This is a genomic window from Tateyamaria sp. syn59 (genome assembly GCF_007995245.1).
GTDB lineage: Bacteria > Pseudomonadota > Alphaproteobacteria > Rhodobacterales > Rhodobacteraceae > Tateyamaria.
On sequence record NZ_VCBA01000003.1, the window covers coordinates 158,232 to 174,252 of the forward strand.

Annotated in this window: 13 protein-coding genes; 5 read left to right on the forward strand and 8 right to left on the reverse strand. The window is 62.4% G+C overall.

What is annotated here, in order from left to right; genetic code table 11:
• Positions 1-109: 109 nt before the first annotated feature.
• Positions 110-1,375 carry a hypothetical protein gene (locus FD715_RS06845; protein WP_147107165.1) on the reverse strand — a complete coding sequence of 422 codons (1,266 nt, stop codon included), beginning with the start codon at positions 1,373-1,375 and terminating at the stop codon, positions 110-112.
• Positions 1,376-1,862: 487 nt separating this feature from the next.
• Positions 1,863-3,419, reverse strand: coding sequence for a 2-isopropylmalate synthase (locus tag FD715_RS06850; RefSeq protein ID WP_147107168.1), 1,557 nt, complete (start codon positions 3,417-3,419; stop codon positions 1,863-1,865).
• A gap of 283 nt (positions 3,420-3,702) precedes the next feature.
• On the opposite strand from FD715_RS06850, the gene FD715_RS06855 reads away from it, so the two are divergent.
• Together FD715_RS06855 and FD715_RS06860 are read left to right on the forward strand one after the other, a co-directional pair.
• Positions 3,703-4,365 (forward strand): SDR family NAD(P)-dependent oxidoreductase, encoded by a 663-nt coding sequence (locus FD715_RS06855; RefSeq protein WP_147107171.1) that lies wholly within the window; start codon positions 3,703-3,705, stop codon positions 4,363-4,365.
• Positions 4,362-5,888 (forward strand): cryptochrome/photolyase family protein, encoded by a 1,527-nt coding sequence (locus FD715_RS06860; RefSeq protein WP_189799430.1) that lies wholly within the window; start codon positions 4,362-4,364, stop codon positions 5,886-5,888. Before FD715_RS06855 ends, FD715_RS06860 begins: the two co-directional genes overlap by 4 nt.
• Positions 5,889-5,891: 3 nt before the next feature.
• Here FD715_RS06860 and FD715_RS06865 read toward each other — a convergent pair whose 3' ends face one another.
• The 3 genes from FD715_RS06865 to FD715_RS06875 are packed head-to-tail and all read right to left on the reverse strand — an operon-like array spanning position 5,892 to position 8,715.
• Positions 5,892-6,626: a class I SAM-dependent methyltransferase gene (locus FD715_RS06865; protein WP_147107177.1), complete on the reverse strand. Its 735-nt coding sequence runs from the start codon at positions 6,624-6,626 to the stop codon at positions 5,892-5,894.
• A 12-nt stretch (positions 6,627-6,638) separates the two neighbouring features.
• Positions 6,639-7,340, reverse strand: coding sequence for a hypothetical protein (locus tag FD715_RS06870; RefSeq protein WP_147107180.1), 702 nt, complete (start codon positions 7,338-7,340; stop codon positions 6,639-6,641).
• Positions 7,327-8,715: an MORN repeat-containing protein gene (locus tag FD715_RS06875; protein WP_147107183.1), complete on the reverse strand. Its 1,389-nt coding sequence runs from the start codon at positions 8,713-8,715 to the stop codon at positions 7,327-7,329. Before FD715_RS06875 ends, FD715_RS06870 begins: the two co-directional genes overlap by 14 nt.
• A 283-nt stretch (positions 8,716-8,998) precedes the next feature.
• Here FD715_RS06875 and FD715_RS06880 point away from each other — a divergent pair, with 283 nt between their 5' ends.
• Positions 8,999-10,657, forward strand: coding sequence for an NAD+ synthase (locus FD715_RS06880; protein ID WP_147107185.1), 1,659 nt, complete (start codon positions 8,999-9,001; stop codon positions 10,655-10,657).
• 29 nt (positions 10,658-10,686) lie between these two features.
• Here the strand turns inward: FD715_RS06880 and FD715_RS06885 are convergent, their stop codons facing one another.
• Positions 10,687-11,619, reverse strand: coding sequence for an MBL fold metallo-hydrolase (locus FD715_RS06885; RefSeq protein ID WP_147107189.1), 933 nt, complete (start codon positions 11,617-11,619; stop codon positions 10,687-10,689).
• A 170-nt stretch (positions 11,620-11,789) separates the two neighbouring features.
• Between FD715_RS06885 and gltX the strand changes: the two genes are divergently transcribed.
• On the forward strand, positions 11,790-13,115 hold the full coding sequence (gene gltX, locus FD715_RS06890; protein ID WP_147107192.1) for a glutamate--tRNA ligase: 1,326 nt from the start codon (positions 11,790-11,792) through the stop codon (positions 13,113-13,115).
• Between the two features lie 105 nt (positions 13,116-13,220).
• On the forward strand, positions 13,221-14,612 hold the full coding sequence (locus FD715_RS06895; RefSeq protein WP_147107196.1) for an MATE family efflux transporter: 1,392 nt from the start codon (positions 13,221-13,223) through the stop codon (positions 14,610-14,612).
• Here FD715_RS06895 and FD715_RS06900 read toward each other — a convergent pair.
• The gene (locus tag FD715_RS06900; protein WP_147107198.1) at positions 14,592-15,131 is read right to left on the reverse strand and encodes a gamma-glutamylcyclotransferase family protein; all 540 of its coding nucleotides are present in this window, start codon (positions 15,129-15,131) and stop codon (positions 14,592-14,594) included. The genes FD715_RS06895 and FD715_RS06900 overlap by 21 nt on opposite strands.
• On the reverse strand, positions 15,128-15,997 hold the full coding sequence (locus FD715_RS06905; protein WP_147107201.1) for an inositol monophosphatase: 870 nt from the start codon (positions 15,995-15,997) through the stop codon (positions 15,128-15,130). The genes FD715_RS06900 and FD715_RS06905 overlap by 4 nt, the downstream gene beginning before the upstream one ends.
• Positions 15,998-16,021 lie beyond the last annotated feature (24 nt).

Here is a 16,021-nt window from a genome sequence, read left to right on the forward strand (position 1 = left end):
TATAGGGATCGGACGTGCCGGGTTAAAGGCCGGATTCATTCAGGATCAGGCGCCATTGCGCCGATCAGGCGGCGTGGACGTGGGGTGACGACACGTGCTTTGCCTGACGCTATTTCGCGTCCTTGCGCCCGCGTGTCGTCAAGTTGGCGAGGAAATAGGTGTTGAACATGTTCAGCGTGTTGATGAACACTTCGACCGAATAGCCAAAAACGAAGCTGAGCAGGTAAATCAGCGGTCGGTTCAACTCCACGCCTGCCGTCAGGATGTTGGAGGGGACCAGAAGCATGGACAGCGTCATGGCGGCCAGACCGGCAAAGATCGTGCGCATGAACGAATAGAAAAACCCAAGCGCCGCGACGCTCGGGTTCAGCACGCGCCACATGCAATAAACGACTGAACCAAGCATACCGTAGAAGATCGGCAGGGCCCAAAGGTGGATGGTGTTGAGCCCGTCGCGCAGATCCTTGATCCGCACGTTCACCGCATCAAGCGTGTCCTGATAGAAGCTGACCGCGCTGCGGTTGGCGGTTCTCATCGTGTCGAACTGGGCCGATTTGACCATCATGAAGCGTTGATCAAATACGCTTGCCGCCTTTTCGGCGTCCACAAGGACATCGTCGTCACCTTCGCCGCCTGACAGGGCGGGCTGAGGTGAAAGTTGTGCCTCAACCGCGTTTTCGGTAACTGCGGGGCAGACAAACACCGCGCTGACCACCGTCCGCATAAAGGCCCGGTCAGCGGTTTTCTCGCAGACCCAGCGGTTTACGTATTCGCCCGGCGCACGGTAGGCGCGTGCCTCTTCCCACAGCACATGCATCCGCGACACCAGTTCCGCCTCGCGAGAGTAGTGCTGTTGCAGGGTTGAGATGCCTTCGAGATACATCAACTGTGGTTCGAGGTTGTTGCTGTCATTGTCGGCGACGACGGTGTCGAAATAGATCTTCATCTCGATCAGGCGCGCGATTTCAGAAGCGTGGTCGAAGGCCAGAAACTCCTGCGCTTCGGCCACCGCGACGGTGGCCCGGTTCGCCCAGTACGTGAAGTTGAACACCGCGGCGACCAGCAACAGCCCGGCAAAGCACAAAAGCAGGCTGCTCATGATCGGGGTGCCACGTTCTACGGGGGATTGTCCGACCAGCACCTCGCCAATGGTGTAGGTGTCGATGCGCAGGCACAGCTCGTCATAGGCCTGCTCAAAGGCGTTGCGTAGGGCCAGAACGTCTTTGTCGCTGATGGTGGCGTATTCGTCTGTGCGGTCAAACGGCCGCAGCGCCTGTGCCAGTGGCGCACTGTTGGCGCCCTGCACGTGCATCAGGTAGTCGCGCAGGTTTGACGCCTTGAACACAAGTGTCGAAAGTCTTTGGTCCTGGTCCATAATGTGGCCCTTTCCATGACAAATTGCGGGCCCGACCCGCGCGTGAAGCCCGCTATTGAATGAAGCCTGTCAGTGTTCCGGTTTGGGTGCGGCACTCGCACCGCGCCCCTGAGGGCGCCGGAGTCAGGGGCCAGCACCAGCCTCCGGGTACCACGCACGATCCCGTCGGGGCATTTTGGGCTTCGGACAGGGTGGCGATGCTCGCAAATGTGCAAGCGGTGAGAACAACAGCGGTTACGGTACGGATGCGCATAATGGGCATTACGAAACCTCAATAAATTTGGCTATAATCCCTCAACCTTGGGTTACGAACCCGGTTGAGTCAATAAAATTTGAATCAAATTGCAATGGGTTAGGCCAATGCGCACGGCGTTTTTCCACAGGCGCTACGCTGCAGCGAGACGCTGTTGCGACTTTGGTTCGATTGGTGTGCCTTTGTATATTTCGCGTGGTGTGTCGGGTGGGCGAAGGGGCCCACCCTGTCGGGTCAGCTGACGTCTTTGTAGCTGACCTCGCGCCTGTCGGTACCCGCCTTTTCGCGTCGCACAAGCAGGCGATTGAGGGCGTGGACATATGCCTTGGCGCTGGCGACGACAGTGTCCGTATCGGCGGATTGGCCGGTGACGATGCGGCCTGCTTCCTCCATACGTACCGATACGGTGGCTTGTGCATCCGTGCCTTCGGTCACGGCGTGGACCTGGTAAAGTTGCAGGCGGGCCTCGTGCGGGAAAAGCGCCTTGACTGCGTTGAAGGTGGCATCGACTGGGCCGTCACCCGTTTGGGTGGTCATATGCCGTTCGCCGTCGATTTCCATCACCAGATCAGCCACTTGCGGGCCTTCCGTGCCGCAGCGGACGGCGAGCTTTTCGATTTTCAGCCGTTCGTCTTCGGGGTCGGACGAGGTGCGCATGAGCGCGATCAGGTCGTCGTCGAAGATCTCTTTTTTGCGGTCGGCCAGTGCCTTGAACCGGACAAAGACGTCCTTGAGTTGGTTGTCGCCCACTTCGAACCCCAACTGTTCGAGCTTGTCGCGCAGGGCGGCGCGGCCCGAATGCTTGCCCATGACGAGGTTTGTTTCCGACAGGCCCACGTCTTCGGGGCGCATGATCTCGAACGTTTCGGCGTTTTTCAGCATGCCGTCCTGATGGATGCCGGATTCGTGGGCGAAGGCGTTTTTGCCGACGATGGCCTTGTTGAATTGGACAGGGAAGCCGGAGACAGCGGCCACGCGGCGCGAGATGTTCATGATCTTGGTCGAATCGATGCCGGTCTGGAATGGCATGATGTCGTTGCGGACCTTCAGCGCCATCACGACCTCTTCCAGTGCCGTGTTGCCCGCGCGTTCGCCGAGGCCGTTGATCGTGCATTCAATCTGGCGCGCGCCTGCTTCGACGGCCGCGAGGGAGTTGGCCGTCGCCATGCCAAGGTCGTTATGGCAGTGGGTGGCGAAGGTGATGTCCCCTGCGCCGGGCACGTTTTCGATCAGTTTGCGGATCAGGTCGGCGCTTTCGCGCGGCGCGGTGTAGCCGACCGTGTCGGGGATGTTGATCGTCGTGGCGCCCGCTTTGATGGCGATTTCAACCACGCGGTAGAGGTAATCGAGTTCCGTGCGCGTGGCGTCCATGGGCGACCATTGCACGTTGTCGCAAAGGTTGCGGGCGTGGCTGACCGTCTGTTCGATCCGCTCGGCCATTTCGTCCTGGGTCAGGTTCGGGATTGCGCGGTGCAGGGGCGAGGTGCCGATGAAGGTGTGGATGCGGGGGCGTTTGGCGTGTTTGACCGCCTCCCAGCAGCGGTCGATGTCGGGGATTTGCGCGCGGGCGAGGCCGCAGATCACCGCGTTTTGGGTCTGTTTCGCGATTTCGGAGACGGCGTTGAAGTCGCCCTCGGACGCGATGGGAAAGCCCGCCTCGATGATGTCGACGCCCATGTCGTCGAGCAGGTTCGCGATCTCCAGCTTTTCGGCGTGGGTCATGGTGGCGCCGGGGGATTGTTCGCCGTCGCGGAGGGTCGTGTCGAAGATGACAACTTTGTCTTGGGTCATTTGGTGTCTCTTTTTCTGTCCTAAAGCCTTGGCGCGAAAGGCATCCTCTGAGCGGTCGCGCCGTTGGGCACGCTCAGAGGCGAATTAGGAGCAGGAGGCCACGCAGGGGCGCGCCGGTGCGGCGTGCAGTCGGGATATGCGTGGCGTGTGTCATAGGCATAGTTATACGCGCTGCGTTTGAAATGGGAAGTGGGGAATTCCTGAGGCGGATCGGCCCTCCGGGGGCGGTTTATTTGGCGAAATGAAGTTGATGGATCGGGTTTGACTGCTAGCTCCTGCGTCCATGGAGAAGGTTTTGATACTTGGTGCGTCTGGCGGGATTGGATCCGCGTTGGTTGCTTTCTTTGAAGCGCGGGGGGCTGAGGTTGATCGGCTGTCGCGGTCTGTCGATGGGTTTGATGTGACGGATGTTGCATCGGTTGAGAGGCATTTGGCGGGGCGTGGGCCTTATGACCGGGTCGTTGTGGCGACGGGGGCGTTGGAGATTGATGGGGCGGCGCCGGAGAAGACTTTGAAGGGGTTGGACCCGGGCGCGATGCTGGATCAATTTGCGTTGAATGCTGTCGGGCCTGCTTTGGTTTTGTCCCACGCGCATCGGTTGCTGGATCGGGAGGCGCCGGGGGTGTTTGCCGTGCTCTCGGCGCGTGTTGGGTCGATTGGGGACAACCGGATTGGCGGGTGGGTGTCCTACCGCGCTGCGAAGGCTGCGGTGAACCAGGTGGTGCGGACAGCGTCGATTGAATTGGCGCGGACGCATAAGCGGGCTGCTGTGGTGGCGTTGCATCCGGGGACTGTGGCGACGGCGTTTACCCAGAAGTATCTGGGGCGGCATCCGTCGGTGCCACCGGCGCAGGCGGCGGCGGAGTTGATTGCTGTGATGGACGGGTTGGGGCCGGACGAGACCGGCAAGTTCTTTGACTATTCAGGGGCGGAGGTGCCGTGGTGAGCCGGTTGATTTTGGTTTTAGGGGATCAATTGTCGGACAGCGTGGCGGCTTTGCGGGAGGCTGACAAGTCGCGCGATGTCGTTGTGATGGCCGAGGTGGCCGAAGAGGGGTCTTATGTGCCCCACCACCCCAAGAAGATTGCGCTGATCTTGGCGGCTATGCGCAGGTTTGCGGCGCGGCTGCGCGATGAGGGGTGGACCGTCGATTATTCCGAGTTGGATGATACGGAGAATAGTCAGTCGATTGTTGCTGAGTTGCTGCGCCGGGCGGAGCAGCGGGGAGCGTCGGAGGTGATCGCGACGCGGCCCGGGGAGTATCGGTTGATTGCGGCCCTTGAGGACTGCCCGCTGACGGTCACGCTGTTGGAGGATGACCGGTTCATCGCGTCTCACAAGGAGTTCGAGGACTGGGCCGAGGGGCGCAAGGCGTTGCGGATGGAGTATTTCTATCGCGATATGCGCCGCAAGACGGGCCTTATGATGGAGGGCGATCAGCCTGCGGGCGACAAGTGGAACTATGACCACGACAACCGCAAGCCTGCGCCGGATGATGTGGATTTCGGCGGGCCGATGCAGTTCACGCCGGATGAGACGGTCGAGGCGGTGCTCGATCTGGTGGAGCGGCGGTTTGGCAATCACTTTGGCGAGTTGCGCCCGTTCTGGTTTGCCACCGATCAGGAACAGGCGCGGCGGGCGCTCAGCCATTTCGTAAAGCACGCACTGCCGAAGTTCGGCGACTTTCAGGATGCGATGCTGGCGGAAAACCGGTTTCTCTATCACGCGGTGGTTGGCCTCTATATCAACATCGGCCTCTTGAACCCGCTGGAGGTCTGTCAGGCGGTGGAGCAGGCGTGGAAGGATGGCGACGCCCCCATCAACGCGGCCGAGGGGTTCATCCGCCAGATCATCGGTTGGCGGGAATATGTGCGGGGCATCTATTTCCTGCATGGGCCCGACTATCCGCGCCGCAATGCGTTGAACCACCAGCGGAAACTGCCGGAGTTCTACTGGGGTGGTGAGACGCGGATGCGCTGTATCTCGAAAGCCGTCGAGCAGACGGAGGCCGAAGCCTATGCCCACCACATCCAGCGGCTGATGGTGACGGGGAATTTTGCGCTGCTCGCGGGCCTGGACCCGGCAGAGGTATCGGAATGGTATCTGGCTGTCTATGCCGATGCGTTTGAATGGGTGGAGGCCCCGAATGTCGTAGGCATGTCGCTGTTCGCCGATGGGGGCGTGATTGCGTCCAAGCCCTATGTGTCGTCCGGCGCTTACATCAATCGCATGTCGGATTACTGCAAAGGGTGCCACTACAAGGTGAGCGTCAAGACGGGCGAGGGGGCGTGCCCGTTCAACCTGCTCTACTGGCACTTCCTGGACCGGCATCGAGACCGGTTTTCGAACAACGCGCGGATGGGCAACATGTACCGGACTTGGGACCGGATGGATGAGGATCGGCGCGAGACTGTGCTGAAAGAGGCCGAGGCTTTCTTGGAGCGGATGTCGGCTGGTGAGCTGGTGTAAGCTCTATGCCGGTTTCTGCCATACGGAGATATGGCTGCGGCTGGTTCGGGTGAACGGTGATCTGGACCAATCGGACCACCGATGTTCAAGCGTGAGCCCGGCAATCCGTGCCATCAGGTCCATTTCGGCAGGCCACGCATAGCGGAACTGGACCGTTAGCGTGTCGGTGCCCGTCTTTGTCATCCAGACGTGGCGCGAGCTGTATGTTTGCTGCGCAACGTCGAACACATCCATGCCGAAGTGGTCGTCATCGGCCGCAAAGGCGCGTTTGCATTCGCCGAACGGAAGGTCCTGCAGCGGTGGGATCAGGGTTTCGACCACGAAGCGCCCGCCGGGTTGCAGATGGGCGGCTGCGTTTTCAAAGCAGGCCACCTGCGCGTCCTGTGTTGTCAGATTGTCGATGGTGTTGAAGACCAGTGCCACGAGGGCAAAGGGGCCGGGGACCTGCGCGTTCGTCATGTCGCCGATGACCACGGGGATGTTCGCGCCGCCGAGTTTGGCACGCATGTGGTCTACCATGGCTGCCGACAGTTCGATCCCTGAGACCGGGATGCCGCGCGCTGCCAATGGCAGGGCGATCCTGCCGGTGCCGATTGCGAATTCCAGGATCGCTCCGCCTTCTGCGAGGGCGGCCAATGTGTCCACTGTGGCGTTCAGGGCGTCTGGTGACGTCGCGCCGTGTCGTTCATCGTAGGTGCTGGCGACATGTGTGTCGAAGGCGCCGTCTTTGTCCGCCATAGGGCTGTCCGTTCAGTCTGTGTCTTTGGCGATGCAGGCGTCGAAGCTGTCGATATCGCGGTCGGTGCTGATCTTGTCTGAGCACGCGGTGACCTTTTGCACGCAAGCCACATCGAGTTTGGGAAACTGGCAGGTTGTCATCGCGGCCAACAGCGCTTGGGCGGCGGCGTCTTCCCATTCCTGGCCTGCCGCGGCCCCTTCGATAGTGATGCCAAGCGCGTGGGCGATGGGCGTGCCTGCGCCGTCCATCGACCACGTCGTGCTGTGGGTAGAGCCGTCGGAGAGGGTAAAGGTGGCCGTGAGCGCGGGTGCCTCGATCAGGTCGTGCAACGTGCCAAAGGCGGGGGCGGTGCCCTCCCCATGCCAGAGCCGGTCGCGCAGGGTGCGCCCCTGGGTCGCGCCATATTCGACGATGCGGCCCGGTTCGGAGCGGGCTTCTATGGATTTGGCGTCGAACCCTTGGGGGGTGAGGGTGGCTACGGGGCCTTCGTCTGCGAAGTCGGGGCCGTCTTCCGGTAGCGTGAACAGGGCATAGACCCGGCCCACGGGGTTTCTGTAGAGGTGCAGTTGCGTGCCGTCTTCGGCCTCGGTTACGGCGGCGCGGGTGTCAAAGCCGTTGAATGGGTCGGAGAAGCCGTCGACTGTGCGCCATTCGGCGTGGGCGGTGCTGCCTATGAGGCAGAGTGCTGCCCCGACAGCCTTAGCTGTCTTCATTTAGCGTCCCGCCGTCCCATTCGCCGGTGGCTTCTTCGCCCGTGGCGTAGCGCATTGTGCCGGTGCCCTGGCGTTTGCCGTTCTGGAACGTGCCTTCGTAGATGTCGCCGCTGGCATATGTGGCGATACCCTGGCCGTTGATCTCGCCGTTTTGCCATTCGCCGTCATAGGTGAAGCCGGAGGTCATCACGATCTTGCCGGTGCCGTGGCGCTGACCGTCGTTGAATTCGCCTGTGTAGACGGTGCCATCGGGATAGGTGGCCACGCCCTGGCCCTGCCGCTTGCCATCGACCCACTCGCCCTCGTAGCGATAGCCATCGGCATAAGTCATGATACCGGTGCCGTGGTTGCGTGCGTTGCGGAAGCTGCCCTCGTAGGTGATACCGTTGGGGTAGGTGATCTTGCCCTCGCCCTCGATCACGCCGGCGATCCACTCGCCTTCGTAGACAGAACCGTCGGTATAGGTGATCTTGCCCGTGCCTTGGGGCAGGTCGTCGACGAATTCGCCCTCGTAGACGGACCCGTCAGGGTAGGTGACGCGGCCCTGACCCTCAATCTGGCCCTCGGCCCATTGGCCGATGTAACGGTAGCCGTCATTCCCGATGAAAGTGCCCTGGCCGTGGCGGCGGTCGTCGGTGAACTGGCCGTCATAGACATCGCCGTTGGCGTAGGTCACGCGGCCTTTGCCCTCGCGCTTGCCCGAGACGAGATCGCCTTCGTAGACGTCGCCATTGGGTTGGGTCAGCGTGCCGGTGCCGTCGATCTGGCCACCTGCCCATAGGCCCACATAGACCAGCCCGTCGGGTGTGGTCAGCTTGCCCTCGCCTTGGCGTTTGCCGGCCTCGATTTGTCCGTCATAGACAGAGCCATCGGGATAGGTGATGACACCCATCCCCTGTTTGATGCCGTCGATCCAGTCGCCGCGGTATTCGTATCCGCCGGGTGATTGCATGGTGCCCTTGCCGTGATGCTTGGCGTTGCGAAACTGCCCTTCGTAGCGGACGCCGTTGGCGTAGATCGCGACGCCCTCGCCCACGATGGCGCCTGCCTGCCATTCGCCCTCATAAGTGCCGCCATCGGCGAAGGTGATCTTTCCAAAGCCCTCTGGTTTGCCCTTGGAAAAGGTGCCTTCATAGACCGAGCCGTTGGGAAAGCGCGCGGTGCCTTCGCCCTTTATCTCGCCATCCACCCATTCACCGGAATACTCGTAGCCATTGGGCAGCCGGTAGGTGCCTTGCCCGTGCTGCAGGCCACCACGGAACGTGCCCTCGTACACACCGCCATCGTCGTATTGCTTGGTCAGCACGGCCCCCGATTGGGCCAGCGCTGCACCCGGCAACAGGCATAGACAGAAGATCAGACCGCGCAGGGACATGGCTCACCTCTCAGATTCGTTGGCCCGCCCTTGTGCCTGGCAGGCGCCGAAAGGTTAAGTCAGGGGGCGGCGGGGGGCAATGGGGTTGGCGCGGACGTGATCCAAAGGCCGCTGTCGCGACGACATTGTCTGAGGGGCTCTGCCCCCGCCCGTGCCGGGCTCCCCCGTCGTATTTTCAGTCAGAATAAGGCCAGAAGAAGGGGTGGGTCGTCGCGTTGTCGCGGGTGGGTTTCCCCTGCCGTGCTTTCTGCTACATCACGCGGGACTTTGAAGGAGCCCGCGCATGGCTGACACATTCCGCATCACTCTGGGCCAGTTGAACCCTGTCGTGGGCGACATTCCCGGCAATGCCGCCAAGGCCAAAGCCACCTGGGAGGCCGGGCGCGACGCGGGCGCCGATCTGGTGGCGCTGCCGGAGATGTTCATCACCGGCTACAATGCGCAGGATCTAGTGATAAAGCCCGCCTTTCACACCGCTGCGATGAAGGCGGTGGAGGCACTGGCAGAAGAGTGTTCTGATGGTCCAACGCTGGCCATTGGCTGTCCGTGGACCGAAGGTACGGAGTTGTTCAACGCCTATCTTATCTGTCGGGGCGGCAAGATTGTGAGCCGGTTGCTGAAGCACAATCTGCCGAATGAGACCGTCTTTGACGAGGTGCGCATCTTTGATGCGGGGCCTTTGGGTGGCCCCTATTCCGTGGGCAACACGCGTGTTGGCAGCCCGATTTGCGAGGATGCCTGGCACCCGGAGGTGTCAGAGACCTTGCAGGAGACGGGGGCGGAGTTTCTGCTGGTGCCCAACGGTTCGCCTTACTATCGCGGCAAGTTCGAGACGCGGTTGAACCATATGGTTGCCCGTGTGGTCGAAACGGGCCTGCCGCTGATCTACCTGAACATGGTGGGCGGGCAGGACGATCAGGTCTTTGACGGGGGCAGCTTTGCCTTGAACCCCGGCGGGGCCTTGGCGCTGCAATTGCCTGTTTTTGATGAGATCGTGTCCCATGTTGATCTGGCGCGCGGGCCGGAGGGCTGGCGTGTGGTTGAGGGGGAGAAGGCGCATCACCCCGACGAATGGGAGCAGGATTACCGTGTGATGGTCACGTCCTTGCGCGACTATTGCGGCAAGACGGGGTTCAAGAAAGTGCTGCTTGGCATGTCCGGTGGCGTCGATTCCGCGCTGGTTGCCACCATTGCTGCTGATGCGCTGGGCCCAGACAATGTGCGCTGCGTGATGCTGCCGTCGGAATACACCTCTCCGCATTCGCTGGAGGATGCCGCGGCTTGTGCGACCGCGCTTGGCTGCCACTACGATTATGTGCCCATTGCCGAGACGCGGGCGGCGGTGACGTCGACCCTTGCCCCCTTGTTCGCGGGGACAAACGAGGGGCTGACCGAAGAGAACATCCAGAGCCGGATTCGGGGCCTTTTGCTGATGGCGCTGTCCAACAAGTTTGGCGAGATGCTGCTGACGACCGGCAACAAGTCCGAGGTCGCTGTGGGTTACGCTACGATCTATGGCGACATGGCGGGCGGCTACAACCCGATCAAGGATCTCTACAAGACGCGCGTGTTCGAGACCTGCCGCTGGCGCAACGCCAATCACCGCGACTGGATGATGGGCAATGCCGGTGAGGTGATCCCGGATCGGATCATCACCAAGCCGCCGAGTGCCGAGCTGCGCGAGGATCAGAAGGACAGCGACAGCCTACCGGATTATCCCGATCTGGATGCGCTGCTGGATATTCTGGTGGATCAGGACGGGTCAATTGCCGATTGCGTGGCTGCCGGTTTCGAGGCGGATGTGGCACGCAAAGTGGAACGGTTGATTTACCTGAGTGAATACAAGCGATTCCAGTCTGCGCCCGGGGCTCGCTTGTCCCCGCGCGCGTTCTGGCTGGACCGGCGTTATCCCATCGTGAACCGCTGGCGCGATCCAAGCTGACGGGGGCGGGGTGACCCCCGCCCGCTGTGTTACAGCATCAACTGATAGCTGTGCGCCTCGTACCGATAGCCGCCCTCGCCATTTCCGACGACATAACCGATGCCGGGCCACGGCATGTGATAGCCGATGAACGCGGTCCGATCCGTCGCCATCATGTCCAGAAGGCGCTTGCGCGTCGCGGCGGCGGCCTCTTTGTCCATGTCGAACCGCACTTCCCAGTCGGGGTGGGCGAGCGACCAGACATAGTGGTTGGCGAAGTCGGCCCCGATGATCAACTGCGTGCCACCATCCTCGACCATGTAGACCATGTGGCCGGGTGTATGGCCAAACGCTGCCATGGCCGTTATGCCGGAGGCGGGCGATCCGCCATCGTCGAGCATGGTGAACTGCTCGGCCAGCGGCGCAACCTTGGCGTCGAAGTTTTCGTTGCCGGTGCCTGACCAGGCGCCGAACTCGGCAGAGCCGGTGACATAGGAGGCGTTGGCGAAGGTCGGTGTGCCGTCATCGCCCGACAGCCCGCCGATATGGTCGCCGTGCATGTGGGTGATGATCACCTTGTCCACCTGATCGGCGGTGTAGCCTGCCGCCTCGATCGCGGCGACGGTGCCTGCGCCCGAGAGGCCAGTGTCGAACAGCACCAGTTCCGTGCCGTTGTTGACCAGCGTGGGGGTAAAGAAGAACTGCGCGGCGTCCGTGGACAGGCCGGCCTCTGCCGAGACGCTGTTGAACGTGTCGGCGTCGACGTTGAGGCCGAAGATTGTCTGTGGCGCTTCGACCGCGCGCGTGCCTGCGAGCAGTGTCGTGACCTCAAACGTGCCGACCTTGACCCGGCGGTAGGGGGCCTGGGACACGCCCAGCATGGGGGCGGCGGCCCGGGTCTGGGTCGCCGTTGCTGCGGCCAGCGGGAGGGCGGCTGCGCCCATGAGCGCTGTGCGCCGGTTGAGTTTGGGGGATGTGGACATGGCTGTTATCCTTCCTGTCAGTCACGCCTTACATAGCGCGCGTGCGACACAGTCACGTGAACTTGTGCAAACACAGGTGTTCATTTTTGCGAGAGCAGTGCGGGCGGGCTTGGGAAACTGGACAAGGCACGGCCCCTGTGACAAGGCAGGCGGAAGTTTTGGAGAGGCTCATGACCACCACCCGTTTTGCCCCATCGCCCACCGGTTACCTGCATATCGGCAACCTGCGCACGGCGCTGATGAACTACCTGATCGCGCGCAAGGCGGGCGGGACGTTCATCCTGCGCATCGACGACACCGACCCGGAGCGGTCGAAGGAAGAATATGTCGACGCCATCAAGCAGGACATGGAGTGGTTGGGCCTGCAGTGGGACCGGGTCGAGCGCCAGTCGGAGCGGCTGGATCGCTATGCGGCAGCCGCTGACAAGCTGCGCGAGATTGGCCGGTTCTACGAGGCGTTCGAGACACCGACCGAGCTGGATCTGAAGCGCAAGAAGCAGCTGAACATGGGCAAGCCGCCGGTATATGACCGGGCGGCGTTGAATTTGAGCGATGATGAGAAAGCGGCGCTGCGCGCCGAGCGCGGGCAGGGTGTGTGGCGGTTCAAGCTGGACCACGAACGCATTGAGTGGACCGACGGGATTATCGGCGATGTGAGCATCGACGCGGCCAGCGTGTCCGACCCGGTGCTGATCCGGGGTGATGGTCAGGTGCTTTACACGTTGGCATCCGTCGTGGACGACACCGAGATGGGTGTGACGGATGTGGTGCGCGGGTCGGATCACGTGACCAACACCGCAACCCAAATCCAGATCATCGAGGCGCTGGGCGGGTCCGTGCCGCGCTTTGCGCATCACTCGCTCTTGACCGGCCCGCAGGGTGAGGCGCTGTCGAAGCGTCTGGGCACGCTGGCCCTGCGCGATCTGCGTGCGGGTGGCGTGGAACCGATGGCGGTGCTGAGCCTCCTCGCCCGGTTGGGCTCCTCGGACCCTGTGGAGTTGCGGATGGATATGGAGGCGCTGATCGAGGGGTTCGATGTGGGCCGTTTTGGCACCACGCCGACCAAGTTCGATGTGGCGGATATTGATCCGCTGACCAGTCGGTACCTGCAAGCGCTGCCGGTCGAAGCGGTGGCCGCCGATCTGGACGCGGCTGGCGTGCCCGAGGGCCAGCGCGATGCGTTTTGGTCCGTGATCCGCGAGAACATCGACACCCGCGCCGACATTGCGACCTGGTGGGCGCTGTGTCGGGACGGGGCCGAGCCGGTGATCGAGGACGAGGACAAGGACTTCGTGACCGAGGCCATGGCGATGTTGCCGGAAGGGCCGTTTGATGCCGACACCTGGGGCGCCTGGACAGGGGCCGTGAAGGCCGCGACCGGTCGTAAGGGCCGTGGGCTCTTCATGCCCTTGCGTCTGGCGCTGACCGGGCAACGGCATGGGCCCGATATGGGGTCGCTCATGCCGCTTTTGCAGGTTGTGAAGGCGCGCGCATGATCCTGGCGGAGGGCGCTTTTGGACAGCGGCCCTCCCCTTACGGCGGCAAAGCCGCCTACCGGGCAATGGGACGGGATTTTTTGAATACAGGGAAGGGGTGGACCCGTGGCTGAGGGGCAAGCGAAGTTCCTCTCCGGGTCGCTTTTGCGTCATGTCACGGTGATGTCTTTGACCTCGACCGTCGGGTTGATGGCGGTGTTTCTGGTCGATTTCATCGACATGGTGTTCATCTCTATGTTGGGCAAGGCGGAGTTGGCGGCTGCCGTAGGCTATGCCGGGGCGATCCTGTTTTTCACGACGTCCTTTTCCATCGGGATGGCGATTGCCGTGGGCGCCTTGGTCGCGCGTGATCTGGGTGCGGGAGATACCGAGCGCGCGCGGTTGCGCAGTTCGCATGGGCTGGCCTACGGCGTTGGCTTTGGGGTGCTGTTTTCGGCCTTTGTCTGGTTGAACATCCCGACCTTCGTGCGCTGGATCGGGGCCGAGGGGGAGACGGCGGCGCTGGCCGAGGGGTATCTGGCCATCATCATCCCGTCGTTGCCCTTTCTGGTCGTTGGCATGATGGGCAGCGGTATTCTGCGCGCCCATGGCGATGCGCGCCGCGCCATGATGGCAACGATCTGGGGCGGAGGCGTGAATGCCGTTCTCGATCCCATCCTGATCTTTGGTCTGGGGCTTGATTTGACCGGTGCGGCGCTGGCTTCGGTCGCTGCGCGGGTGGCGATTGCGACAACGGCCATTCTGCCGATTCTGCGCCATCATGGCGGCCTGCCGCGTCCTGAGGTGGTTGGAATGCTGCGCGATTTTGGTCCGCTAGTGACCATCGGTTTTCCCGCCATCCTCACGCAGTTCGCAACGCCCGTGGGGCAGGCCATCGTCACACGGTCCATGGCGCAATACGGGTTGGAGGCTGTGGCGGGCATGGCCATCGTGGGCCGTTTGATGCCGGTGGCCTTTGCCGTGATTTTTGCCCTGTCCGGTGCGGTTGGGCCGATCCTGGGTCAGAACTTTGGCGCGGGGCGCCATGACCGGGTGCGGGCGGGGTTTGATGCGGCGCTGATCTTTGCGGGGTCGGTGATCTTTGTCATTGCGGGGGCGCTGTTTGTCTTGCGCGGGCCGATTGCGGATCTGTTCGATGCGAGCGGCGTGACCCGCGATCTGGTGTTCCTGTTCTGCGGGCCGCTGGCGCTTTTGTTCTTTTTCAACGGGGTGCTGTTTGTCGCCAATGCGGCGTTCAACAATCTGGGGCACCCGTTTTATTCGACGTGGATGAACTGGGGGCGGAACACCGTCGCCATGATCCCGCTGGTGTGGGTTGGCGGGCAGCTTTTTGGCGCGGAGGGCGTTTTGATCGGGCAGGCGCTGTCGGCTGTGGTCTTTGGCGCGTTCGCTTGGCTCTTGGCCCGGCGCGTCATCGCGGCTGAGGGTGGGGAGGTTGCCCGCGACAGCTTTGCCCGCGAAGGACGGCTGTTGTCCCTACTGAACCTCCGCAAGTAGGCGGTCGGTGAGTGCCTGTTCCTGGGCCGTCAGCGTCTGGGCGCGGGGGTAGAGCGGGGCGCCGCGGTCGTCATGGACTGTCGTGTCCCAGCCATCCGTCGTGGCAAAGAAGTGTTCGGCCCCGGCTTGGCCAAACTCACGCATGAACCCCTGCACCACAACGTCGAGATAGCTGAGCAGGATATGGTGATTGCCACCCGGACGCTGCGCATCTGGCGGCACCTGGTAGACGGCGATATCGATGGCATCGGCCCTGTGTGCCACGGCCTGTGTGGCATCGATCCGGTTGTACCCCGTCTCGCGCAGGTCAAGTGCGGCCCAGTCTGCGCGCGGCACCGTGGCGATCAGACCGTCGATGCGGTGGCCCGGCGCCTCGTGCACCGACAGGAACACCACGTCGCGCCGTTCGGTGCGCACCCAGACCCGGCGCCAGCCGTTCAGCGTGGCGCGCTGGGCGTTCGGGTAGTCATGCGTAGCCCGGTTGACGAGGCTGCCGTAGCCAAAGAACCAGGGCGTCATGTGTCCGACATCAGGTCCGCGAAATGCTTGGCCAGCGTGTCCCAGACCTCGGGCGATGCGGCGGACAGCAGGTAGCCCTCGGTTGTCGCGGCGGTGTAGTCTGACCCGTCCAGCATTGCGGCCTTGCCGCCGGCCTGCTGGCAGATCAGGACACCGGCAGCATGGTCCCAGCTGTTAAGCGTGGCGGATAGAACGAAATCTACCGCACCGGTCGCCAAAAGCCGATATTCGTGCGCTGAACAGCGCAGGCTGCCGATAAAGGCCAGCGCGCCCACCTTGGTCCACATCAGCGCTTGATCCGCCGGCGTCATCAGCCGGATATGCGCGTAGCCTGCAAGCTCGCCCAGCGGTTTCGTGCCCGCTGTATGGATGAGCCGAATACGCCCGGTTTGCGTCAGCCACTGCGCAGGAGACGTGTTGTCGGCCATGATCAGGTCGTTACCGACCGGGTCATAGATCAGCCCGAAGACCGGTACGCCAAACCGGCAGACCGAGACCATCGTGCCGAAGAGCGGCATGTTTTTGGCGAAGTTCCATGTGCCGTCGACCGGGTCGATGATGAAGGCAAGCTCGGCCTCGCCCACACCGTCGAGCAGTTTGGGGTTGGATGACACTGCCTCTTCCCCGATGACCAGTGCATGAGGGAAGGCCATTTGCAGACCGCGGGTGATCATGGCTTCGGCTGCCGTGTCCGCTTGGGTCACCAGATCCGTTTCGTCGCGCTTGGTGTCGATCTCGCCTGCGTCGAGGCGGCGAAAGCGGGGCATGATCTCGGCCCGGGCGGCGCGGCGGATCAGGTTGACGATCTGGGTCTTTTGCGCCGTGGTCAGTGGGGCGGTGACAGGCATGGGCAATTGGTCGGTCATAAAATAGTCCTTGATTCCATGGAT

Bases quoted from the DNA above. Each gene is read 5' to 3' on its own strand.
- FD715_RS06845 (WP_147107165.1), bottom strand. From the start codon at position 1,375: ATGGACCAGGACCAAAGACTTTCGACACTTGTGTTCAAGGCGTCAAAC.
- FD715_RS06850 (WP_147107168.1), bottom strand. From the start codon at position 3,419: ATGACCCAAGACAAAGTTGTCATCTTCGACACGACCCTCCGCGACGGC.
- FD715_RS06855 (WP_147107171.1), top strand. From the start codon at position 3,703: ATGGAGAAGGTTTTGATACTTGGTGCGTCTGGCGGGATTGGATCCGCG.
- FD715_RS06865 (WP_147107177.1), bottom strand. From the start codon at position 6,626: ATGGCGGACAAAGACGGCGCCTTCGACACACATGTCGCCAGCACCTAC.
- FD715_RS06870 (WP_147107180.1), bottom strand. From the start codon at position 7,340: ATGAAGACAGCTAAGGCTGTCGGGGCAGCACTCTGCCTCATAGGCAGC.
- FD715_RS06875 (WP_147107183.1), bottom strand. From the start codon at position 8,715: ATGTCCCTGCGCGGTCTGATCTTCTGTCTATGCCTGTTGCCGGGTGCA.
- FD715_RS06880 (WP_147107185.1), top strand. From the start codon at position 8,999: ATGGCTGACACATTCCGCATCACTCTGGGCCAGTTGAACCCTGTCGTG.
- FD715_RS06885 (WP_147107189.1), bottom strand. From the start codon at position 11,619: ATGTCCACATCCCCCAAACTCAACCGGCGCACAGCGCTCATGGGCGCA.
- gltX (WP_147107192.1), top strand. From the start codon at position 11,790: ATGACCACCACCCGTTTTGCCCCATCGCCCACCGGTTACCTGCATATC.
- FD715_RS06900 (WP_147107198.1), bottom strand. From the start codon at position 15,131: ATGACGCCCTGGTTCTTTGGCTACGGCAGCCTCGTCAACCGGGCTACG.
- FD715_RS06905 (WP_147107201.1), bottom strand. From the start codon at position 15,997: ATGACCGACCAATTGCCCATGCCTGTCACCGCCCCACTGACCACGGCG.